Origin of the sequence: Sandaracinobacteroides sayramensis, assembly GCF_022014495.1 — a bacterium.
In the GTDB taxonomy this organism is placed as follows: domain Bacteria; phylum Pseudomonadota; class Alphaproteobacteria; order Sphingomonadales; family Sphingomonadaceae; genus Sandaracinobacteroides; species Sandaracinobacteroides sayramense.
The window spans coordinates 41,982-62,199 of sequence record NZ_JAKLSQ010000011.1 but is presented as its reverse complement, the minus strand read 5'-3'; the positions used below and the strand labels follow the sequence as shown (position 1 = coordinate 62,199).

The following is a 20,218-nucleotide window of genomic DNA, read 5'->3' as shown; positions in this document are numbered from 1 at the left end:
GGTTATTCGCTCAGCAGCTTCGCGATCTTCGGGGCGATGTCGGCGGGCTTCATCGTCGGCGCGAAGCGCTCCACCGCCTCGCCTTCGCGGTTCACCAGGAATTTGGTGAAGTTCCACTTCACCGTGGTCGAGCCCAAAAGCCCCGGCGCCGCCGCCTTCACCTGCTCGTAGAGCGGGTGGGCGTTCTCGCCGTTCACCTCGATCTTGTCGAACACCGGGAAGGTGACGGGATAGGTGGTCGAGCAGAATTTCGCGATCTCCGCCGCGTCGCCCGGTTCCTGCTTGCCGAACTGGTTGCAGGGAAAGCCCAGCACGGTGAAGCCCTTGTCCCTGAAGCGCTGATAGAGCTCTTCCAGTCCGGTATATTGCGGCGTGAACCCGCATCTGGAAGCGACGTTCACGATCAGCAGCACCTGGCCCCTGTAATCGGCAAGGCTCACCTCGCGCCCGTCCAGCATCCTGACGCGGTGATGGTAGATGTCGTCGGCCATTGCTGTCTCCAATCCTCCCCCCGCCACCTAATGGCTTCGCCGGGATGGGAAGGGAAGGGGGGTGGAACGAAAAAGCCCTTCCGCTTCAGGGGAGGGGTTGGGGTGTGCCGCCCGGAGGCCTGCCGCAGGAAGAGCCGGCCGTCGGCAAAGCCGCCGAGTCCGGCAGCAAAGGGGGAAGGAAAGAAAGAAAAAGCGGGCGAAGCCCGCCGCCGTCGGACTGGCGCTGGCCTGATGGGGCCAGCGCTCAGCCGGCCGGGCCTGCGGCGAGTCCTCCAGTCAGTGCTTCGCACTGATGGTGGCCGCCTTCGGCCAAAAAAACCCCCGGCAGTTTCCTGCCGGGGGCGGGGTCGCTCTCTTCTTGCAACTTGTGTCGAAACCTATTCGCGCTGGCCGAGGAAGCTCAGCAGGAACTGGAACAGGTTGATGAAGTCCAGATACAGCGTCAGCGCGCCCATGATCGCCGCCTTGCCGGCCATGTCGGTGCCGGCGACATAATCATAGGTTTCCTTGATCTTCTGCGTGTCGGCGGCCGTCAGGCCGGCGAAGATCAGCACGCCCAGGATCGAGACCACCAGGCTCAGCGCGCCGGACTGCAGGAACATGTTCAGCACCATGGCGACCAGGATGCCGACCAGGCCCATCACCAGGAAGGTGCCAAGCTTCGAAAGATCGCGCTTCGTCGTGTAGCCGTAAAGGCTGAGGCCCGCGAAGGCCGCCGCCGTCGCGAAGAAGGTGGTGGCGATGGAAGTCGAGGTGTAGACGAGGAAGATCGTCGACATCGACGCGCCCATGATCGCGGCGAAGGCCCAGAACAGCCCCTGCACCGCCCCTTCGGACATGGATTGATATTTGAAACCGAGCAGGAACACGAAGGCCAGCGGCGCCAGCGCCACCACCCAGCCGAGGCCGGACAGACCGCCCGTCGGCGACACCAGCGCGTGCACCGCGCCGGTGAAGTTCATGCCGAGCGCCACGAGGCCCGTCAGCAGCACGCCCGACATCATGTAATTATACACGGTCAGCATGTGCTTGCGCAGCCCGGCGTCATACTCCTGCGCGGTCGTGCCGGTGCGGGCCGCCGCAGCAGACGCGCCACGGCCGAACCGGGGGTCACCCTGATTGACCATTGAATTCCTCTCCATCCAGCCGGGGATGTTGATGCCCTGTCGCATGTCCGGCTGGATGTTCATATCGCCCATGTAACATGAGCTTTCAAGGGTTGCCAGCGAAATCTTTCATTGGTGAAATATTTTTTGCGCCCATGAAATATTTCGCTTCAAACCTCCCGCAGCACCCGCGCCACCTTCGCGCCCAGCGTCCGCCAGGCCCCGGCCAGCCCCAGCAGCAGCGTCGCCGCCGCGCCGGCCAGCACCGTCGCAAGCGCCACGCCCCAGTCCGGCGCCCAGCCGAACTTCAGCACCTGCGTGACGACGATCCAGCCCGACAATCCGCCCAGCGCCAGGGCGAGTCCGCTCACCAGCAGCCCCAGCGCCGCATATTCCATGGCGGCGGCGGCCATCAGTTGCCGGCGGGTGGCGCCCAGCGTCTTCAGGATCACATTGTCGAGCGTCCGCGCCTTCGCCTGGCTGGCGAGCGCCCCCACCAGCACGGCGATCCCGGCCAATATGGCGACGCTCGCCGCCGCGCGCACGGCGGTGCCCATCTGGTTCACCAGCGTGCCGATCTCGCCCAGCACATCCCGCACCTTGATGACCGACACGGTGGGGAAGGCGCGGCTGATCATGCCGGTGAATCCGCCCTGCTCGGCGTCGGGCGGGGAAACGGTCGCCATATAGGTATAGGGCGCGTCCCTCAGCGTCGCCGGGTCGTAGATCAGCACGAAGTTGAAGCCCATGCTGTCCCAGTCCACCTCGCGCAGAGAAGCGATGGTCGCCTCGATCTCCACCCCCAGCACGGAAACGGTGATGCTGTCGCCCACTTCCAGGCCCAGCAGCCCGGCCTGCTCGGCGTCCATGGAAACCAGCGGCGGGCCGGCGTAATCCTTCGGCCACCATTTCCCCGCCACCAGCCGGTTCCCCGGCGGCAACTCGTCGGCAAAGGTCAGCCCCCGGTCGCCGCGCAGCACATAGCTGCCCTCGGGCACTTCCTTGATTTCCGAAGCCGGAACCCCGTTCACCGCCACCACCGGCCCGCGCAGGCTGGGCACCAGCCGCGCCTCGCTGTCGTCGGGCAGGATCGCCACGAAGCGCGGCCGCTCCTCCTTCGGCAGGTCCAGCAGGAAGAAGGCCGGCGCCTTCGCCGGCACCGTGCGCTGAAGCTCGGCGTTGAAGCTGGTCTCGATGAAGGCGAGCGTCGCGAACAGCGAAAGCCCCAGCCCCAGCGCCACCACCAGTTGCCGGGTCATGGCGCCGGGGCGATGCACATTGGCGAGCGCCAGCCGGGGCAGAACGCCGCTCGGCCTCGGCAGCCGCGCCGCGCCCCATTTCACCAGCGTGCCCAGCGCGAACAGCAGGGCCAGCACCGCCGCCGCCCCGCCCAGAAAGCCCAGCGCGAAGATCTTCTCGGCCGCCTGCCACACGGCGAGCGCCGCCACCACCGCGCCCGCGCCCAGCGCCGCCGCCAGCGCTTGCCCGGAAGGCCAGGGCCAGGCCTCGACGGACCCACGGAACATCCGCTGCGCCGGCAGCGCGCTCGCCCGCGCCAAAGGGGCGACGGCGAAGGCGAAGGCCACCAGCAGCCCGAAGCCCACCGCCGCCAGCAGCGGCCAGGGGTGCAGCCCCAGCGCCGGCGGCACCGGCAGCGCGTCGCCGGCCACCGCCACCACCGCATAAGGCACCAACGCGCCCAAGCCTGCGCCCACGACCGCGGCCGCCAGCGCCACGCCGCCCACCAGCAGCAGATAGGCGCGGCGGATCAGCCGCGTCGGCGCCCCCAGCGCCTTCAGCGTGGCGATGCTCCCGGCCTTGCGGTCCAGATAGCTCTGCACGCCGTTGCCGACGCCGACCCCCGCCACCGCCAGCGCCGTCAGGCTGACGAGCGTCAGGAACTGCGCCAGCCGCTCGACGAAGCGCCGCACACCGGGCGCCCCGTCGCGCCGGTCGGCCAGCCGCCAGCCGGCTTCGGGAAAGCGCGCGTCCAGATCCTCGCGCACGAAGGCCGGGTCCATCCCTTCCGGCAGCTTCAGCCGCACATGGAAACGGTAGAGGCTGCCCGGCTGGATCAGCCCGGTTTCCGCCAGCTTCTGCGTGGAAATCAGCACCGAAGGCCCGAAGGCGAAGCCTTCCCCCGCCCGGTCTGGCTCCACGGTCAGGATTGCCGCCACCGGCATCTTCGCTTCGCCGATCCCCACCATGTCGCCGACCGTCAGGCCCATCTGATCGGCCAGCGCTTCGCCCACCACGGCGCCTTCCGCCAGCGCCGCCTGCACCTCGCCACCGCCCTTGATCTCGGCCTTGCCGTAAAGCGGCCAGCCGCCGTCCACCGCCTTCAACTCGCCCAGCAGTTCGCGGTTCGCCGCCGCGCCCGTCTCGCCGCGCACCATGGCGCGCATGCGGACGCTCGTCGAAACCGCCCCGCCATAGCCTTTCAGGGCCGCCATTTCCTCGGGCAAGGGCTCGCGCTGCGTCAGCCGTGCCTCCACATCGCCGCCCAGGATCACCTGCCCCTGCCCGGCCAGCCCACTGGCGATGGAACTGCCAAGGCTGCCGACGCCAGCCATCGCCAGCACCCCCAGCAACAGGCAGGCGAACAGCAGCCGCAACCCGCCCAGCCCGCCGCGCACCTCGCGCCAGGCCAGCCGCGCCGCCATCGGCCACCCCGGCGGCTGCGGCGAAACCCCGGAAGCGACCGGCAAGGTGGAAACATTCATGCCGGCACCGCCACGCGCTCGTCGGCGACGATCACCCCGTCGCGCATGCGGATCACCCGAGAACAACGCGCCGCCAGTTCCTGGTCATGGGTGATCAGCACCAGCGTCGCCCCGGTTTCGGCCAGCCGCTCGAACAGCAGCGCCACGATCGCCTCGCCGGTCGCCGCGTCCAGATTGCCGGTCGGCTCGTCGGCGAACAGCAGGGCAGGGCGCACGCCCAGCGCCCGCGCCAGCGCCACCCGCTGCTGCTCGCCGCCGGACAGTTGCGCGGGATAATGCTCCAGCCGGTGCCCCAGCCCCACCGCCTCCAGTTCGCGGGCGGCGGCGGCGAAAGGCTCGGCATGGCCGGCCAGTTCCAGTGGCACCGCCACATTCTCCAGCGCCGTCATGGTGGGGATCAGGTGGAAGGCCTGCAACACGATTCCAATCCGCCCGCGCCGCGCCTCCGCCAGCCCGTCTTCCGAAAGGCCGGTGATTTCCAGCCCCGCCACCTTGATGCTACCGCCGGTCGCGCTTTCCAGGCCGGAAAGGCAGGCCATCAGGCTGGACTTGCCGCTGCCCGAAGGCCCCAGGATCGCCAGCCGCTCGCCGGCCGCCACGTCCAGGTCGACGCCCTTCAAAATTTCCACCCGCGCCGCGCCATTTCCCAGCGCCAGGGTTACATTGCGGGCGGAGATCACCATATCGGCGGGGCGTTCAGACGGCATGGAGTCTCCACTTGAATCTTGGAAGCCGCCCATATGGCCCGCTTTTCCGCCTTTTCCACCTGCTGCTGCTGATTCCCCTGCTGTTCGCCGGCCCGGCGCTGGCGCAGGCGAAACCGGAAAAGCTGATCCTGGCGCTGGGAGACAGCCTGACGGCCGGCTACCAGTTGAAACCCGGCGAAAGCTTCCCGGCACAACTGGAGGCGGCGCTCCGCGCGCAGGGCGTGGCGGCGAAAGTCCACAACGCCGGCGTCTCGGGCGACACCACGGCGCAAGGCAGGGCGCGCCTGCCGTGGGTGCTGAACAGCCTGAAACAGAAGCCAGATCTCGCCATCGTCGCGCTCGGCGCCAACGACATGCTGCGCGGCCAGCCGCCGGCGCAGGCGCGCGCCAATCTGGACGCGATCCTCACCGAGCTGAACAAGCGCGGCATCCCGGTGGTGCTGGCCGGAATGCTGGCCGCGCCCAACATGGGGCCGGTCTATGGCAAGGAATTCAACGCCCTCTACCCGGCGCTGGCGAAGAAGCATGGCGCCACCCTCTACCCCTTCTTCACGCAAGGGGTAACGGCCAACCCGAAACTGTTGCTGGCAGACGGCATGCACCCCAACAAACAGGGCGTGGCGCTGATGGTGAAGAACATCACCCCCACGGTGCAGAAGGCGCTGCCGAAATAATGCCCCGTCTGTTCGCGGCGCTGCGTCCGCCGCCCGAAATCCGCGAGGCGCTCACCGCGCGGATGGGCGGGGTGGAAGGCGCCCGCTGGCAGACGGACAACCAACTGCACCTGACGCTCGCCTTCCTCGGCGAAGTGGACCGCCACGGTGTGGAAGCGGGAACCGAGGCGCTGGCCAGCATCCATCGCCCGCCGCTGGATCTGCACCTTGGCCAGGCCGGCAGCTTCGACGCGCATAAACCCGGCCGCACCTCGGCGCTATGGCTGGGCGTAGCCCCCGCCGAAGCCGTCGCCGACCTCGCGGCGCAAATCCGCAACAACCTGCGCCGCGCCGGCCTCGAACCCGAGAGCCGCCGCTTCGTCCCCCACATCACGCTCGCCCGCTTCAGCGCCGCCGGCGCCCCGAGGGAGGCGCTGCGCCCATGGCTCAACAGCACGCACATCCCGCCACTCCATTGGCGGGCGGAAAGCTTCCACCTCGTCGAAAGCCACATGGGCAACGGCGGCAGCCACTACACGCCGATCGCCAGCTACCACCTTACATAAGGCCGGGAACTCACAGAAAACTCTGCGGGTCCACATCCACGGTCACCCGCACGCCGCCGGGCATCGGCACCTTCCCCAGCCACTCCCGCACGAAGGCCTGCAACGGCGCTGAGCGTTTCGCGTGCACCAGCAGCCGGTGCCGGTGCCGCCCGCGCAGCATGGCCAGCGGCGCCGGCGCCGGCCCCCAGACTTCGATCCCCTCGGTCAGCGGCACCGCCTGCCCCAGCCGCTTCGCCGCGTCCAACGCCTCCGCGCCGTCCATCGAGGAAACGACGATCGCCGCCAGCCGCCCGAAGGGCGGCATCCCCGACGCCAGCCTTATATCCCGCTCCGCCGCCTGAAACTCGGCGGCATCGCCCTTCCACAGCGCCTGCATCACCCGGGCGCGCGGCTGGTGCGTCTGCAGGAACACCTCGCCCAGCTTCTCCCCCCGCCCGGCCCGGCCCGACACCTGTCTGATCTGCTGGAAGCAGCGCTCCCCTGCCCGCAGGTCGCCGCCCTCCAGCCCAAGATCGGCGTCCACCACCCCCACCAGCGTCAGATTGGGGAAGTCGTGTCCCTTCGCCAGCATCTGCGTGCCGATCAATATGTCCACCTCGCCGTCCGCCACAGCGGCCACCAGCGCCGCCATGTCGGCGGGCGTCCGCACGCTGTCGGAGGTCGCGACCAGCGCCTTCGCCTCCGGCCATGTGGCCGCCACCTCCTCCGCCAGCCGCTCCACCCCCGGCCCGCAAGGCGCCAGACTGTCCGCCGCGCCGCAACTCGGGCAGCTTTCCGGCACCGGGATCGAGTGGCCGCAATGGTGGCACATCAGCCGCCGCGCCAGCCGATGCTCCACCAGCCAGGCGGTGCAATTGGGGCACTGGATTCGGTCGCCGCATTTGCGGCACAGGGTCAGCGGCGCATAGCCCCGGCGGTTCAGGAACAGCAGCACCTGTTCCTTGCGCCCCAGCCGCGCCTCGATCGCCTTCGCCAGCGGCGGCGCGATCCAGCGCCCGCGCGGCGGCGGGTCGCGGGTCAGGTCGATCAGATGCACCTTGGGCAGCTTCGCGCCGCCATGCCGGTCGGGCAGGTGCAGCACCTTGTAGGTGCCTCGCTGCACCTGCTCCATCGTCTCCAGCGAAGGGGTGGCGGTCGCCAGCACCACCGGGCAGCCCTCGAAGCGCGCCCGCATCACCGCCACGTCGCGCCCATGATAGGGCACGCTCTCCTCCTGCTTGAAGGCCTGGTCGTGCGCCTCGTCCACCACGATCAGCCGCAGCTTCGGCGCCCCCAGGAACAGCGCCGAACGCGCCCCCACGATCACCGCCGCCTCGCCCGAGACGATGGCGCGAAACGCATCCCGCCGCTGCGAAGGCGTCAAGCCGGAATGCCAGACGGTCGGCGAAAAGCCGAACCGCTTGCGGAAGCGCTGCAGCCAGGCTTCCGTCAGCGCGATCTCCGGCAACAGCACCAGCGCCTGCCCGTCGCCAGAAATCGCCTGCGCCACCGCCTCCAGATAGACTTCGGTTTTCCCCGCCCCGGTCACCCCGTCCAGCAGGAAGGGCTGGAAGGCGGTCTCCTTCACCGCTGCCACCATGGCGTCGGCGGCGGCCTTCTGCCCATCGCTCAGCTGCGGCCCGTCCGGCAGGGCAGGGCGTCTAGCCGGCACAACCTCCTCGCTTGCCTCCACCGCCAGCAACACGCCCTGCTTCACCAGCGCCCGCAGCGCTTCCACCCGCGCCTCCGCCGCCGCCGCCCACACCGGCAGCGGCGCCACCCCAAGATCGCGCACCGCCTCCAGCCGCTCCAGCAACGCCCGCCGCCCGGCGTGCCGCGCCTCGGGAATTTCGCCCAGCGCGAACAGCGGCGCCGGCCTGGCGGCCGGCACGAACGCCGCCTGCGGCAAGGCCATCCTGAGAACGGAAGCCGGCGCCGCCAGATAATAATCCGCCACGAAGTCCAGCAGCCTCCGCAACGCCTCGGGCAGGGGCGGCAAGTCCAGCGGCACCGCATCGCGCAGCTTCGCCTCGTCCACCGGCCGGGTTTCGTATTGGCCCTCGTCCCACAGCACGCCCGGCACCCGGCGCGGCCCCAGCGGCGCGTCCACCACCGTGCCCGGCGGCGTGCCGTCCGGCAGCCGGTAATGCAGGGCGCCCAGGCCATGCTGCAACAGAAGGACGGTCCCGCGCATTGACATCCCTGCTAGCCTCGGCTTCTGGCAGCGGCAACTTGTCCCACGGAGTGCATCCCATGAAATTCTTCGTCGACACCGCCGACGTCGCCGACATCGCCGATCTGGCCGCCACCGGCCTGCTGGACGGAGTCACCACCAACCCCAGCCTGATCCACAAGTCGGGCCGGCCGTTTCTGGAAGTGGTGAAGGAAATCTGCGGCCTCGTCGAAGGCCCGGTTTCCGCCGAAGTCGTCGCCACCGATTACGAATCCATGCTGCGCGAGGCGGACGTGGTCCGCGCGCTCGCCGACAATGTCTGCGTGAAACTCCCCCTGACGCTCGACGGGCTGAAAGCCTGCCGCAAGCTCACGTCGGAAGGCACGCAGGTCAACGTCACGCTCTGCTTCTCGGCGACGCAGGCGCTGCTCGCCGCCAAGGCCGGCGCCACCTTCATCTCCCCCTTCGTCGGCCGCCACGACGATGTCGGCTTCGACGGCATGCAGCTGATCGACGACATCCGCCTCATCTACGACAATTATGATTATGAAACGCAGATCCTCGTCGCCAGCGTCCGCCACCCGGTGCATATCCTGGAAGCGGCGAAGATCGGCGCCGATGTCGTCACCGCCCCGCCCGCCGTCCTCCGGGCGCTGGCGAGGCATCCGCTGACGGATCGCGGCCTCGAACTCTTCCTCGCCGACTGGGCCAAAACCGGCCAGACGATCGCCTGATGGCCATGGAGGCGGACGCTCTGGTCCGTGGCTGGCTCGCCAGCCTCCGCAACGAGCGCCGCCTCTCCGTCCACACGCTGCGCGCCTATGGCGCCACGCTGGACCGCTTCCTCGCGCATCTGAACGTGGCGCACGGCCGCCCGGCCGACCTCGCCCTCCTCGAATCGCTGACCGCCGCCGACTATCGCGGCTTCCTCGCCGCCCGCCGCACCGAGGGGCTGGCCAACATCTCCGCCGCCCGCGAACTGTCGGCGCTGCGCAGCTTCGCCGCCCATGTCCGCGAACGCCATGGTGCCACGCTCACCGGCCTAGACGGCATCGCCAGCCCGAAGGTGAAGAAGAGCCTGCCGCGCCCCATCGCCCCGGCCGACGCCCGCGCGCTCGCCGAAACCACCGGCGAATTCCACGACGAGCCCTGGATACAGGCGCGCGATACGGCGGTGCTCCTCCTGCTCTACGGCTCGGGCCTGCGCATCGGCGAGGCGCTCGCCCTCACCGGCGCCATCCTCCCCTTGCGCGAAACCCTCACCATCCTCGGCAAGGGCCGCAAGGAGCGCACCATCGTGCTGCTGCCGCCGGTGCGCGCGGCGATCGAACGATATGCGCGGCTCTGCCCCTATCCGGCTTCGAAGGACGCCCCGCTGTTCCGCGGCGCGAAGGGCGGCGCGCTGGCGGGCGGCGTGCTGCGCGCCACGCTGCGCAAGGCCCGCGTGGCGCTCGGCCTCCCCGAAAGCGCCACGCCGCACGCGCTGCGCCACAGCTTCGCCAGCCACCTGCTGGCGCGCGGGGCGGACTTGAGGACCATCCAGGAACTGCTGGGCCACGCCAGCCTCGGCAGCACCCAGATCTACACCAGCATAGACAGCGCCCGCCTGCTGGATGTCTACAAAAGCGCCCACCCGCGCGGGTGAGTGGCGGGTGAGTCGCAGGTGAGTCCTTGCCCCACCGGAAAAATATGATATCAATTTGATATCAACTCCGGGGAGCAAGCCATGTCCACATCGACTGTTCCGCAACTGGCCGCCAGCCGCGAACTGCCCGCCGCCACCATGAATGGTCTCACCATGCTGGTTTTCCTGGCGCTCGCGGCGGTTGCGCTCGCCTTCGCCATCTTCGCCCGCGCGCCGGCGCTTCTCGTTCCGGCCGTGCCGCTCTTCCTCTTCCTGCTGCGGGGCTTCTACATGGTGCAGCCCAACCAGGCGGTCGCCATCCTGCTGTTCGGCGCCTATCGCGGCACCGACCGGGCGGAGGGCCTGCGCTGGACCTGGCCCTGGATGACGCGCAAGAAGATCAGCGTCCGCGCCAACAACCTGATTTCGCAGCAGATCAAGGTGAACGACCTGCGCGGCAACCCGATCGAGATGGCGGCGCAGGTGGTCTGGCGGGTGAAGGACACGGCGCAGGCGCTGTTCGACGTGGACGATTACCGCGCCTTCGTCGTCGCCCAGATCGAGGCGGCGATCCGCGCCATCGGCGCCCGCTACCCCTATGACGATTTCGAGCATCACGACATCACCCTTCGCGGCCACCATGAGGAGGTGGGCGAGGAACTGAAGCAGGCGCTGCAATCGCGCCTGAGGGTCGCCGGAATCACCGTCGACGAATGCGGCTTCACCCACCTCGCCTATGCCCCGGAAATCGCCGGCGCCATGCTCCGCCGGCAGCAGGCGGAGGCGATCGTCGCCGCCCGCAAGACGCTGGTCGAAGGCGCGGTCGGCATGGTGGAAATGGCGCTGGCGCAGCTGAACGAGAAGGATGTCGTCAACCTCGACGACGAGCGCCGCGCCGCCATGGTCTCCAACCTGATGGTGGTGCTCTGCGGAGACCAGAACGTCCAGCCCGTGGTCAACACCGGCACCCTCTACCAGTAGCGGGCGAGGAAAGCAGAGGCGAGGCAGTCGGACGAGAGACCATGGCGGACCAGCGCAAATCCCTGCTCCTTCGGCTCGACCCGGCGCTCCACGCCGCGGTCGAGCGGCTGGCCGCCGCCGAACTGCGCAGCACCAATGCCGAGATCGAGTTGCTGCTGCGCGAAGGCCTCGCCCGGCGCGGCGTGACGCTCGCGCGCATCGCCCCGGCCAAACGCGGCCGGCCGTCGAAATCGCGCGAACCCGGCTGAAAGCCGCCCGGCAAAAAGCTCAGGAGGATATGTCCACGCAGCACAGGTGCCCGGGCCCCATCGGAAGCGCTACTGGTTGGGCAGTCCAAGTTTGCGGTCGGCGTTAGCCCACAACCGTCACCCATCCCCCACACCCGTCACCCATCCCACATCCTCCATCCCGCCCCACCCCGTCACCCCGGGCTTGACCCGGGGTCCAGCTTTTTCTGCGGGCAAGGCGGTGGAGGTGGAAAGCTGGGCCCCGGGTCAAGCCCGGGGCGACGAATTCGCGGCGACGAACTCAGGGTGCCGAACCAAGGGCGACGGCCGCTGGCGGCAAATGGCGTCATCCAGCCCCAGCCGCGCCGCCCCCCGCCACCCGCATCACCCGCCGGCCTTCACCTTCTCCACCAGTTCCGCGTCGATCGCCTTCGCCCGCCCATAGGCCGGCCGCGCGCGGATCCGCTCCAGATAGCGCGCCATATTCTCCGTCGGCTCATACATGCCGAAGCGCGCCGGCCAGTCGATCGAGGATCCGGCATAGACATCCGCCGCCGAGAAGGCCTCGCTCGCCATCCAGCTGTTTTCCGAAACCGCCAGGTCCATCGCCCGCAGCACATCCTCCCAGCTGCCATAGCCGACCATGGCCTTCTGCTCGTCCTCGGGCACGATCTTGCGGTAATGGTCCAGCATGGCGCTTTCCATCGGCCCCGCCGCGAAGAACAGCCAGCGGTAATAGGCCGCCCGGTCGGGAAGGGCGGGGGCCAGCCCGGCTTCCGGAAAGGCGTCCGCCAGATAGGCGCAGATGGCGGCGGCTTCCGTCACCACCCGTCCCCGGTGGCGGATGGCGGGCACCTTGCCCATCGGGTTGGTGGCCAGATAGTCGGGCGACTTCATCGTCGTCCCATACTCCAGCAGCACCTGCTCATAGGGCTGGCCCAACTCCTCCAGCATCCAGCGGACCGTCTGCCCGCGCGACTGCGGATGGGTGTAGAAAATGATCCCGGACATCGAATTCCTCCCGTTATTGTTCGAACATAACAGGAACAAAACCGAGTCGCCAGCCCCACTTTCCCGGCGCGCGCTTCAACCCGGCGCGCCGGCCTCCCCGCCGGCCAGCCCCACGGGCGGGGCGTCCATCCGCAGCACCTCGCCCGCCTCCAGCGCCGGAAAGCGCAGCCGGGCGATGCCAGCGGCCTCCAGCGCCGCCCGCAACTCCACCCGGGGGGCTTCGCGCCCCTCGTCGGTCAGCTGGAAGGTGCCCCAATGCAGGCCCAGCGCCTGCTCGGCCCCCAGGTCGGCAAAGGCCTGCACCGCCTCGGCCGGGTTCATATGCTGCTCGGCCATGAACCAGCGCGGCTCGTAGGCGCCCACCGGCAGCAGCGCCAGCCGCACCGGCCCATGCCGCTTCGCCGCGCGGAAGAAGGCGCCGTCGCCATAGCCGCTGTCGCCCGCGAAATAGATGTTGCCCCCCGGCGCGATCAGCGTCCACCCGGCCCACAGCGCGCGGTTGCGGTCCAGGAACCACCGCGATGTCCAGTGGTAGACCGGTTCGGCGACGGCCGTCACCGCGCCAAGGCGCGCCCGCTCGCCCCAGTCCAGTTCGCGCGCCTCCACGCCGGCCTCCGCCAGCAGCCGCCCATGCCCGGGCGGCACCAGAATCAGCGGCCGGTCCCGCGCCCAGAGCCGCTTCAGCGTCGGCAGGTCCAGATGGTCCCAATGGCCATGGCTCACCACCACCAGGTCGATCTTCGGCAGGTCGTCGAACCGGATGCCCGGCTCCGTCACCCGCTTCGGGCCGAGGAAGGAAAAGGGGCTGGCCCGCTCGCTCCAGATCGGATCGGTCAGGATGTTCAGCCCCTCGGTCTGGAGCAGAACCGTCGCATGCCCCACCATGGTGGCCGCCAGGCGCCCGCCGGCAACCCGGCTTTCCGGGATCACCGGCGCCACCGGCACCGCGTCCGGCCAGTGCGCCGGCTCGCGCGTCCGCTGCCATTGCCAGACATCGGCCAGAGACTTGTCGCCGATCTGCCGCCCACCCGGCAGGCTGAAATATTCGCCGTCGAAATGCCCGGAGACCGGCCGCGCCACTGGCCCCGGGTCCATGCGCATGGCGGCCAGCAGCAGCCCGCCGCCCAGCAAGCCGGCAAGGATCAAAAGCGAACGCAGCCAGCCCATCGCCGAAAGCTAGCGCAGGCGCCGTTCAAAGGAAATCGTCGGCATGCGCCAGCCCCAGCCAGCCGCGCACCTGATGCAGGTCGTCCGCCACCGCGCGGGCGAGCCGGCGCATCTCGCCCGTCGCCGGCAGCAGGTCGGGCACCATCACCACCGCCATTCCGGCGGCGGCGGCCGATCGTACGCCCGAATGCGAATCCTCCAGCGCCAGCACTTCGGCCGGCTCCACCCCAAGCCGCGCGGCGGCCAGCAGATAGGGCTCGGGCGCGGGCTTGGGGTTCGCCACATCGTCGCGCGTCACCAGCGCGTCCAGCAGCGGGCGCACACCGGCCTGTTCCAGATGCGGCCCGGCCTGCGCCAGCCAGCTCGAGGTGGCGACCGCCAGCGGCATCCCGGCCGCCTTCGCGGCCTCCACCATCGCCCGCGCGCCCGGCCGCATCGGCATCCCCGTCCGCACCTGCTCGCGCACGCGGCCGCGATAGCCGGTGCGGAAATCCTCATAGGAAAAGCCGGAGCCGAACGCCTCGGCCAGCAGCCGCCGGCTCCCCGTCTCGTCGATGCCGACGAGGCTCAGGAACAGGCCGTCCCGCACCACAAGCCCCCGCGCCGCCGCTTCCATCTCCATGGCGTCGACGGTCAGCCGCTCGGTGTCCAGCAGCAGGCCGTCCATGTCGAAGACGATGGCGCGGGGGGAAAAGCCCAGCATGGCCGCTTACGCCGGTTCCATCTGCTTTTCGGCGATCTTCTTCGCCCAGATGGCGGGCGCGGTGTTGTGGACGCTGGTGCCTTGCGCATCCACCGCCACCGTCACCGGCATGTCCTGCACCTCGAACTCGTAGATGGCTTCCATGCCGAGGTCCTCGAAGGCCAGCACCTTCGCCCCCTTGATGGCGCGCGCCACCAGATAGGCGGCGCCTCCCACCGCCATCAGATAGGCGGACTTCGCGTCGCGGATCGCCTCGATCGCCACCGGCCCGCGCTCGGCCTTGCCCACCATGGCCAGCAGGCCCTGGTCCAGCATCATGCCGGTGAACTTGTCCATCCGCGTGGCGGTGGTCGGCCCGGCCGGTCCCACCACCTCGTCGCGCACCGGGTCCACCGGGCCGACATAATAGATGACGCGGCCCTTGAAGCTCAGCGGCAGCTCCTCGCCCTTGGCCAGCATATCCTCGATCCGCTTGTGCGCGGCGTCGCGGCCGGTCAGCATCTTGCCGTTCAACAGAAGGCGATCGCCGGGCTGCCAGCTCGCCACCACCTCGGGCGTCAGCGTGTCGAGGTCCACGCGGATCGCCTCGGCGGACGGCTTCCAGTCCACCTTCGGCCATCGGGAAAGGTCGGGCTGCGGCAGATAGGCCGGGCCGGAGCCGTCCAGATGCACATGCGCGTGGCGGGTGGCGGCGCAGTTCGGGATCATCGCCACCGGCTTGGAGGCGGCGTGCGTCGGACAGTCCAGGATCTTCACGTCGAGGATGGTCGAAAGCCCGCCCAGCCCCTGCGCCCCGATCCCCAGCGCGTTCACCGCGTCGAAGATCCGGATCCGCAGCTCCTCGATGCGGCTCCGGGGGCCGCGCGCCTTCAGTTCGGCCATGTCGATCGGCCCCATCAGCGATTCCTTGGCCATCACCATCGCCTTTTCGGCGGTGCCGCCAATGCCGATCCCCAGCATCCCGGGCGGGCACCAGCCGGCGCCCATCAGCGGCACCGTCTTCACCACCCAGTCGACGATCGAATCGCTGGGATTCAGCATCACGAACTTCGACTTGTTCTCCGAACCGCCGCCCTTGGCCGCCAGCGCGATCTCCAGATGCTCGCCGGCCACCATCTCCACATGGACGACGGCCGGGGTGTTGTCGCGCGTGTTGACGCGGGCGAAGGCGGGGTCGGCGACGATCGAGGCGCGCAGCTTGTTGTCCGGGTCGTTGTAGCCCCGGCGCACGCCCTCGTTGATCATGTCGTTCAGCGTCATCCGGCCGTCCCAGGTCACGCCCATGCCCACCTTCACGAAGGCGGCGACGATGCCGGTGTCCTGGCAGATGGGGCGATGGCCCTCGGCGCACATGCGGCTGTTGGTCAGGATCTGGGCGATGGCGTCCCTGGCGGCCGGCGATTCTTCCAGCTCATAGGCCCGGCCCAATGCCTCAATGTAATCCATCGGGTGGAAATAGCTGATGTGCTGCAACGCTTGTGCCACGGATTCAATCACATCGTCGCTGCGGATCAGGGCCATCGTCTTCGGTCTCCATTCTGTGCCGCGCCGCTCTAGCCAAAAGCCGGACCGCCCCGCCAGCCACAAAAGCTGTGCATAGTTTTTGGGAGAACCCGGTATCTCGCGGTATGCGGCCTTCAGCGGCTGGCGCAGGCCGCGCTTTCACACCATTGTCATGAAAGGGAAACGCGCCTGTCGGCATTTGCCGGCCGGACCCGGCAGACATGCGGGAAAGAGGTGATTGTCACAAAATTCTGCTTGCGCGGATTCAGGGATTTGGCACTATCCCTTGTGTCGGGGGCGGCATAGCCCCCCAGAATTTGTGTCTGTTCCGGAACAGGCGCCGCGGCCCACGGGCCGGCGGGGGTCGCGGAATCGGGCATTGCGCCTATATTTGCGGGCTGTGGGGCGCTTCCCCGGCCCGGCCATGACAGAGATGAAGCAGAGGGGATGAAGATGGACTTTCAGCGCAGCGAAGCGCAGCAGGATTCGGACGCCGGAACGGCCGCCGCTCCCGCCACGCACGCGATCTACGGCCCCCGCTTCCCGGTGAAGACGGACCCGTCGCGCGACAGCCGCCTCACCGCCTTCGGAATCGAAACCCTGAAGGACCGCTACCTGCTGCCCGGCGAAGGCTGCCAGGATCTGTTCGCCCGCGTCGCCGCCGCCTACGCCGACGACGCCGAGCACGCGCAGCGCCTCTACGACTATATCTCCAACCTCTGGTTCATGCCGGCCACCCCCGTGCTCTCGAACGGCGGCACCGGGCGCGGCCTTCCCATTTCCTGCTACCTGAACTCCGTCTCCGACAGCCTGGAGGGCATCGTCGGCACCTGGAACGAGAATGTCTGGCTCGCCTCGCGCGGCGGCGGCATCGGCACCTACTGGGGCCGGGTGCGCGGCATCGGCGAGCCGGTGGGCCTCAACGGCAAGACCTCGGGCATCATCCCCTTCGTGCGGGTGATGGATTCGCTCACGCTCGCCATCTCGCAGGGCTCGCTCCGGCGCGGCTCGGCCGCCTGCTACCTCGACATCTCCCACCCGGAGATCGAGGAGTTCCTGGAAATCCGCAAACCCTCAGGGGACTTCAACCGCAAGGCCTTGAACCTGCACCATGGCGTGCTCGTCACCGACGCCTTCATGGAAGCGGTCCGCGCCGGCGCGCCCTTCGATCTCGTCTCGCCGAAAACCGGCGAGAAGCGCGGCGAGGTGGACGCCCGCGCCCTGTTCCAGAAGCTGGTCGAAACCCGCCTGCAGACCGGCGAGCCCTATATCGTCTTCATCGACCATGTGAACAACAACATGCCGAAGCACCATCGGGAGCTCGGCCTCAAGGTCTCCACCTCCAACCTCTGCTCGGAAATCACCCTGCCCACCGGCACGGACCATCTGGGCAACGACCGCACCGCCGTCTGCTGCCTCTCGTCGCTCAATTTCGAGACCTGGGACGAGTGGAACAAGGACACGCGCTTCATCGAGGACGTGATGCGCTTCCTCGACAATGTGCTGACCGACTATATCGAGCGCGCGCCCGAGGAAATGGCCCGCGCCCGCTACTCCGCCGGCCGCGAGCGTTCGGTGGGCCTCGGCGTCATGGGCCTGCACAGCTTCTACCAGGCGCGCGGCATCCCCTTCGAATCCGCCAGCGCCAAGGCGTGGAACAACAAGATGTTCCGCCACATCCGCTCGAAGGTGGACGAAGCCTCGATGCTGCTCGCGGCCGAGCGCGGCCCCTGCCCGGACGCCGCCGACCGCGGCGTGATGGAGCGTTTCTCCTGCAAGATGGCGATCGCCCCCACCGCCAGCATCAGCATCATCTGCGGCGGCACGTCCGCCTGCATCGAGCCGATCCCGGCCAACATCTACACCCACAAGACGCTGTCGGGCAGCTTCGTGGTGAAGAACCCCTATCTCGAAAAGCTGCTGATCGAGAAGGCGAAGAACGCCGAAGCCGTCTGGAGCTCGATCCTGGAGCAGGGCGGCTCGGTCCAGCATCTCGACTTCCTCGACGCGGACGAGAAGGCCACCTTCAAGACCGCCTTCGAGATCGACCAGCGCTGGCTCCTGGAGCTCGCCGGAGACCGCACCCCCTATATCGACCAGGCGCAGTCGCTGAACCTCTTCATTCCCGCCGACGTGGAGAAATGGGATCTGCTGATGCTCCACTTCCGCGCCTGGGAGCTGGGCATCAAGAGCCTCTATTATCTCCGCTCCAAGTCGATCCAGCGGGCCGGCTTCGCCGGCGCCGTGGAAGCCGACAATACGCCCGAACTGCGGCAGATCGAAGTCTCGGTCACCAACTACGACGAGTGCCTGGCATGCCAGTGAGCGCCGGAAAGCCCTTCTCTCCCTCCCCCCGTGGGGGGGAGGGCCGGGGAGGGGGGACGCCCGCGCCGCAAGCACCCCCGGTCCCGCTGGCGGAATTTCTCAACCCCGGCGCCGCCCCCAGCCGCCCGCGCCGCCACCGCCTGCGCGACCTTTCCATGCTGGCGCTGGCGGTGATCATCACCACGGCGGCGGCCACGCAATGGCTGAGCCGGGCGGAGGCCACCCCCAAGGCGAAGGAAAGGCGGCCGCATCCGGCCGCGGAGGCCGGCTGACATGCATCTGCCCTCGCTTCCCCCGCGCCGCCGTCCGCGCACGCTGTCCACCTCCACCCTGCTGAAGCTGTCGCGCCTGCGGCGCCTGAAGGGCCTGAAGGGCCACCCCGCCCCTTCCCGCCGGAGGCTGATTGTTCTATATTCGTTCCAGAATTCCCAAGGATAAGTTTCGCCATGCCCCTTCTCGAAGCCAGTCGCGTCTACAAGCCCTTCGAATATCCCTGGGCCTATGATTTCTGGAAGCGCCAGCAGCAGCTGCACTGGCTGCCGGAAGAAGTGCCGCTGGGCGAGGACTGCCGCGACTGGGCGCAAAAGCTGCACGAGCATGAGCGCAACCTGCTGACGCAGATCTTCCGCTTCTTCACGCAAGCCGATGTGGAAGTGCAGGATTGCTACCACGAGAAATACGGCCGCGTCTTCAAGCCGACCGAGATCAAGATGATGCTGACGGCGTTCAGCAACATGGAAACGGTGCACATCGCGGCCTATTCGCACCTGCTCGACACCATCGGCATGCCCGAAAGCGAATATTCGGCCTTCCTCAGCTACAAGGAGATGAAGGACAAGCACGACTATCTCAGCACCTTCGGAGTCGACAGCGACCAGGACATCGCCCGCACGCTCGCCATGTTCGGCGGCTTCACCGAGGGGCTGCAACTGTTCGCCAGCTTCGCGATGCTGATGAACTTCCCGCGCTTCAACAAGATGAAGGGCATGGGGCAGATCGTCAGCTGGTCGGTCCGCGACGAGAGCCTGCACTGCGAAGGCATCATCAAGCTGTTCCACGCCTTCTGCGCCGAGCGGCAATGCCTGACGAAGGCGGTGCGCGACGACATTTCCGACATCTGCCAGAAGACGGTGCGCCTGGAGGACGCCTTCATCGACCTCGCCTTCGAAATGGGGCCGGTGCCCGGCATGTCGGCGCTGGAGATCAAGCGCTACATCCGCTTCATCGCCGACTGGCGGCTGAAGCAGCTCGGCCTGCAGCCCATCTACCTGATCGAGGAGCATCCGCTCCCCTGGCTGCAGCCGCTGCTGAACGGCGTGGAGCACGCCAATTTCTTCGAAACCCGTGCCACGGAATATTCGAAGGCGGCGACCAAGGGCAATTGGAACGAAGTGTGGGAGAATTTCGACCGCCGGCAAAGCGCGAAGGTGGAAACGGTGGCGAACGATGTCGCGGAAGGGCCGGACCTGCTGGGCGGAGTCGGGGCGGCGGAATAGGCTAGGCTCCGCCCGGCTTCCTTCGCCATTTAAGCCGTTGTCGAAGCCCTGAGCAGCGTTGTCTTCGTGGTCGCGCTCATCGCCGCAGCCGGATTTCTATCGCTCGGCTAACGCGCAAGGGCCTCCGCTTCGCCCCATGACCGTGCTCGTCAAGGCGCGGCAATTCACCAAGACGGCCAAATACGCCCCCTCTCCCCCTCGGGGAAGAGGGCAGGCGCGAGGAAAAACCGAAAAACGCGCCTCCCCAGGCCCGGTTCCTACAATTTTGCCGCACAACCCCTTGATTCCAGAATGTAGGAAAATGTTCCACGTGGAACAACCAATCCGGTAAATTACTCCTCGCCGGCGATCGCCGCCAGTTGCCGGCGCACGCCCGTCAGCCATTCGCGCATGATCTTGATCCAGCCCTGCAGCTTCTTCAGCAGGTCGCCCGACGTCAGCGTCGCTCCGCGCGCGTCCGCCACCTGCACGAAGCGGTCGAGCTGCTCCAGCATCGAATCCACCAGCTCCACCCGGCGGGAGGCGGACCAGAGCGCCGAATCCTCGAACGCCCCGTCGCGCAGCGCCACCAGCTCGCGCTCGGCCTGCGCCACCACATTGCGCATGCGCCCCATCAGCGCGTCGACATCCTCGAACAGCGCATATTGCCCCGAAAGCCCCTGGAAGCTTTCAAGCTCGGTGGTGAACACCTTCTCCAGCACCCGCTGGAACCCCTGGAAATCCGCCGCCACCACTTCCAGCGGCCTCACAATCTCGTTCATAGCTTCGCCTCCGGTTTCGCGG

At 68.3% G+C, this 20,218-nt stretch carries 19 protein-coding genes; 9 read left to right on the top strand and 10 right to left on the bottom strand.

Translation table 11 applies throughout. The features are described 5' to 3' along the window. Positions 1 to 2 precede the first annotated feature (2 nt). From L6Q21_RS10565 to L6Q21_RS10550, 4 genes are all read right to left on the bottom strand, one after another. Entirely contained in the window at positions 3 to 491 is a 489-nt protein-coding gene (locus L6Q21_RS10565; RefSeq protein WP_237830722.1) for a glutathione peroxidase, read from the bottom strand. Between the two features lie 377 nt (positions 492 to 868). Further along, positions 869 to 1,618, bottom strand: coding sequence for a Bax inhibitor-1/YccA family protein (locus tag L6Q21_RS10560; protein WP_237830735.1), 750 nt, complete (start codon positions 1,616 to 1,618; stop codon positions 869 to 871). Between the two features lie 149 nt (positions 1,619 to 1,767). Beyond that, on the bottom strand, positions 1,768 to 4,320 hold the full coding sequence (locus L6Q21_RS10555) for an ABC transporter permease (RefSeq protein WP_237830721.1): 2,553 nt from the start codon (positions 4,318 to 4,320) through the stop codon (positions 1,768 to 1,770). Then, entirely contained in the window at positions 4,317 to 5,027 is a 711-nt protein-coding gene (locus tag L6Q21_RS10550) for an ABC transporter ATP-binding protein (RefSeq protein ID WP_237830720.1), read from the bottom strand. The genes L6Q21_RS10555 and L6Q21_RS10550 overlap by 4 nt, the downstream gene beginning before the upstream one ends. Before the next feature lie 11 nt (positions 5,028 to 5,038). Between L6Q21_RS10550 and L6Q21_RS10545 the strand changes: the two genes are divergently transcribed. Further along, positions 5,039 to 5,701, top strand: coding sequence for an arylesterase (locus L6Q21_RS10545; protein WP_418895820.1), 663 nt, complete (start codon positions 5,039 to 5,041; stop codon positions 5,699 to 5,701). Then, the gene (gene thpR, locus L6Q21_RS10540) at positions 5,701 to 6,246 is read left to right on the top strand and encodes an RNA 2',3'-cyclic phosphodiesterase (RefSeq protein ID WP_237830719.1); all 546 of its coding nucleotides are present in this window, start codon (positions 5,701 to 5,703) and stop codon (positions 6,244 to 6,246) included. The genes L6Q21_RS10545 and thpR overlap by 1 nt, the downstream gene beginning before the upstream one ends. Positions 6,247 to 6,256: 10 nt before the next feature. Here the strand turns inward: thpR and L6Q21_RS10535 are convergent, their stop codons facing one another. Further along, positions 6,257 to 8,425 carry a primosomal protein N' gene (locus tag L6Q21_RS10535; protein ID WP_237830718.1) on the bottom strand — a complete coding sequence of 723 codons (2,169 nt, stop codon included), beginning with the start codon at positions 8,423 to 8,425 and terminating at the stop codon, positions 6,257 to 6,259. A 53-nt stretch (positions 8,426 to 8,478) separates the two neighbouring features. On the opposite strand from L6Q21_RS10535, the gene fsa reads away from it, so the two are divergent. From fsa to L6Q21_RS10515, 4 genes are all read left to right on the top strand, one after another. Next, positions 8,479 to 9,132 (top strand): fructose-6-phosphate aldolase, encoded by a 654-nt coding sequence (gene fsa, locus L6Q21_RS10530; RefSeq protein ID WP_237830717.1) that lies wholly within the window; start codon positions 8,479 to 8,481, stop codon positions 9,130 to 9,132. A gap of 5 nt (positions 9,133 to 9,137) precedes the next feature. Continuing rightward, entirely contained in the window at positions 9,138 to 10,043 is a 906-nt protein-coding gene (locus L6Q21_RS10525) for a tyrosine recombinase XerC (protein WP_418895821.1), read from the top strand. Positions 10,044 to 10,124: 81 nt separating this feature from the next. Next, entirely contained in the window at positions 10,125 to 11,003 is an 879-nt protein-coding gene (locus tag L6Q21_RS10520; protein WP_237830715.1) for an SPFH domain-containing protein, read from the top strand. A gap of 41 nt (positions 11,004 to 11,044) precedes the next feature. Then, complete coding sequence (locus L6Q21_RS10515; protein ID WP_237830714.1) at positions 11,045 to 11,251, top strand: type II toxin-antitoxin system antitoxin; 207 nt, start codon at positions 11,045 to 11,047, stop codon at positions 11,249 to 11,251. 363 nt (positions 11,252 to 11,614) lie between these two features. Here the strand turns inward: L6Q21_RS10515 and L6Q21_RS10510 are convergent, their stop codons facing one another. From L6Q21_RS10510 to L6Q21_RS10495, 4 genes are all read right to left on the bottom strand, one after another. Continuing rightward, positions 11,615 to 12,241: a glutathione S-transferase family protein gene (locus tag L6Q21_RS10510; protein ID WP_237830713.1), complete on the bottom strand. Its 627-nt coding sequence runs from the start codon at positions 12,239 to 12,241 to the stop codon at positions 11,615 to 11,617. Between the two features lie 75 nt (positions 12,242 to 12,316). Beyond that, positions 12,317 to 13,408, bottom strand: coding sequence for an MBL fold metallo-hydrolase (locus L6Q21_RS10505; protein WP_237830712.1), 1,092 nt, complete (start codon positions 13,406 to 13,408; stop codon positions 12,317 to 12,319). Positions 13,409 to 13,433: 25 nt separating this feature from the next. After that, complete coding sequence (locus L6Q21_RS10500) at positions 13,434 to 14,111, bottom strand: HAD family hydrolase (RefSeq protein ID WP_237830711.1); 678 nt, start codon at positions 14,109 to 14,111, stop codon at positions 13,434 to 13,436. 6 nt (positions 14,112 to 14,117) lie between these two features. Next, on the bottom strand, positions 14,118 to 15,632 hold the full coding sequence (locus L6Q21_RS10495; RefSeq protein ID WP_237830710.1) for a fumarate hydratase: 1,515 nt from the start codon (positions 15,630 to 15,632) through the stop codon (positions 14,118 to 14,120). A 429-nt stretch (positions 15,633 to 16,061) separates the two neighbouring features. On the opposite strand from L6Q21_RS10495, the gene L6Q21_RS10490 reads away from it, so the two are divergent. The 3 genes from L6Q21_RS10490 to L6Q21_RS10480 all read left to right on the top strand — a co-directional run bounded on the left by L6Q21_RS10490 (position 16,062) and on the right by L6Q21_RS10480 (position 19,435). Next, positions 16,062 to 17,939: a ribonucleoside-diphosphate reductase subunit alpha gene (locus L6Q21_RS10490; RefSeq protein ID WP_237830709.1), complete on the top strand. Its 1,878-nt coding sequence runs from the start codon at positions 16,062 to 16,064 to the stop codon at positions 17,937 to 17,939. Next, complete coding sequence (locus L6Q21_RS10485) at positions 17,930 to 18,211, top strand: hypothetical protein (protein WP_237830708.1); 282 nt, start codon at positions 17,930 to 17,932, stop codon at positions 18,209 to 18,211. Before L6Q21_RS10490 ends, L6Q21_RS10485 begins: the two co-directional genes overlap by 10 nt. 174 nt (positions 18,212 to 18,385) lie before the next feature. After that, positions 18,386 to 19,435 (top strand): ribonucleotide-diphosphate reductase subunit beta, encoded by a 1,050-nt coding sequence (locus L6Q21_RS10480; protein ID WP_237830707.1) that lies wholly within the window; start codon positions 18,386 to 18,388, stop codon positions 19,433 to 19,435. Positions 19,436 to 19,767: 332 nt separating this feature from the next. On the opposite strand, the gene L6Q21_RS10475 is transcribed toward L6Q21_RS10480, so the two are convergent. Then, a complete protein-coding gene (locus L6Q21_RS10475; RefSeq protein WP_237830706.1) occupies positions 19,768 to 20,196 on the bottom strand; it encodes a hypothetical protein in 429 nt (142 codons plus the stop codon). Positions 20,197 to 20,218 lie beyond the last annotated feature (22 nt).

Bases quoted from the DNA above. Each gene is read 5' to 3' on its own strand.
- L6Q21_RS10565 (WP_237830722.1), bottom strand. From the start codon at position 491: ATGGCCGACGACATCTACCATCACCGCGTCAGGATGCTGGACGGGCGC.
- L6Q21_RS10560 (WP_237830735.1), bottom strand. From the start codon at position 1,618: ATGGTCAATCAGGGTGACCCCCGGTTCGGCCGTGGCGCGTCTGCTGCG.
- L6Q21_RS10555 (WP_237830721.1), bottom strand. From the start codon at position 4,320: ATGAATGTTTCCACCTTGCCGGTCGCTTCCGGGGTTTCGCCGCAGCCG.
- L6Q21_RS10550 (WP_237830720.1), bottom strand. From the start codon at position 5,027: ATGCCGTCTGAACGCCCCGCCGATATGGTGATCTCCGCCCGCAATGTA.
- thpR (WP_237830719.1), top strand. From the start codon at position 5,701: ATGCCCCGTCTGTTCGCGGCGCTGCGTCCGCCGCCCGAAATCCGCGAG.
- L6Q21_RS10535 (WP_237830718.1), bottom strand. From the start codon at position 8,425: ATGTCAATGCGCGGGACCGTCCTTCTGTTGCAGCATGGCCTGGGCGCC.
- fsa (WP_237830717.1), top strand. From the start codon at position 8,479: ATGAAATTCTTCGTCGACACCGCCGACGTCGCCGACATCGCCGATCTG.
- L6Q21_RS10525 (WP_418895821.1), top strand. From the start codon at position 9,138: ATGGAGGCGGACGCTCTGGTCCGTGGCTGGCTCGCCAGCCTCCGCAAC.
- L6Q21_RS10520 (WP_237830715.1), top strand. From the start codon at position 10,125: ATGTCCACATCGACTGTTCCGCAACTGGCCGCCAGCCGCGAACTGCCC.
- L6Q21_RS10515 (WP_237830714.1), top strand. From the start codon at position 11,045: ATGGCGGACCAGCGCAAATCCCTGCTCCTTCGGCTCGACCCGGCGCTC.
- L6Q21_RS10510 (WP_237830713.1), bottom strand. From the start codon at position 12,241: ATGTCCGGGATCATTTTCTACACCCATCCGCAGTCGCGCGGGCAGACG.
- L6Q21_RS10505 (WP_237830712.1), bottom strand. From the start codon at position 13,408: ATGGGCTGGCTGCGTTCGCTTTTGATCCTTGCCGGCTTGCTGGGCGGC.
- L6Q21_RS10500 (WP_237830711.1), bottom strand. From the start codon at position 14,111: ATGCTGGGCTTTTCCCCCCGCGCCATCGTCTTCGACATGGACGGCCTG.
- L6Q21_RS10495 (WP_237830710.1), bottom strand. From the start codon at position 15,632: ATGGCCCTGATCCGCAGCGACGATGTGATTGAATCCGTGGCACAAGCG.
- L6Q21_RS10490 (WP_237830709.1), top strand. From the start codon at position 16,062: ATGAAGATGGACTTTCAGCGCAGCGAAGCGCAGCAGGATTCGGACGCC.
- L6Q21_RS10485 (WP_237830708.1), top strand. From the start codon at position 17,930: ATGCCAGTGAGCGCCGGAAAGCCCTTCTCTCCCTCCCCCCGTGGGGGG.
- L6Q21_RS10480 (WP_237830707.1), top strand. From the start codon at position 18,386: ATGCCCCTTCTCGAAGCCAGTCGCGTCTACAAGCCCTTCGAATATCCC.
- L6Q21_RS10475 (WP_237830706.1), bottom strand. From the start codon at position 20,196: ATGAACGAGATTGTGAGGCCGCTGGAAGTGGTGGCGGCGGATTTCCAG.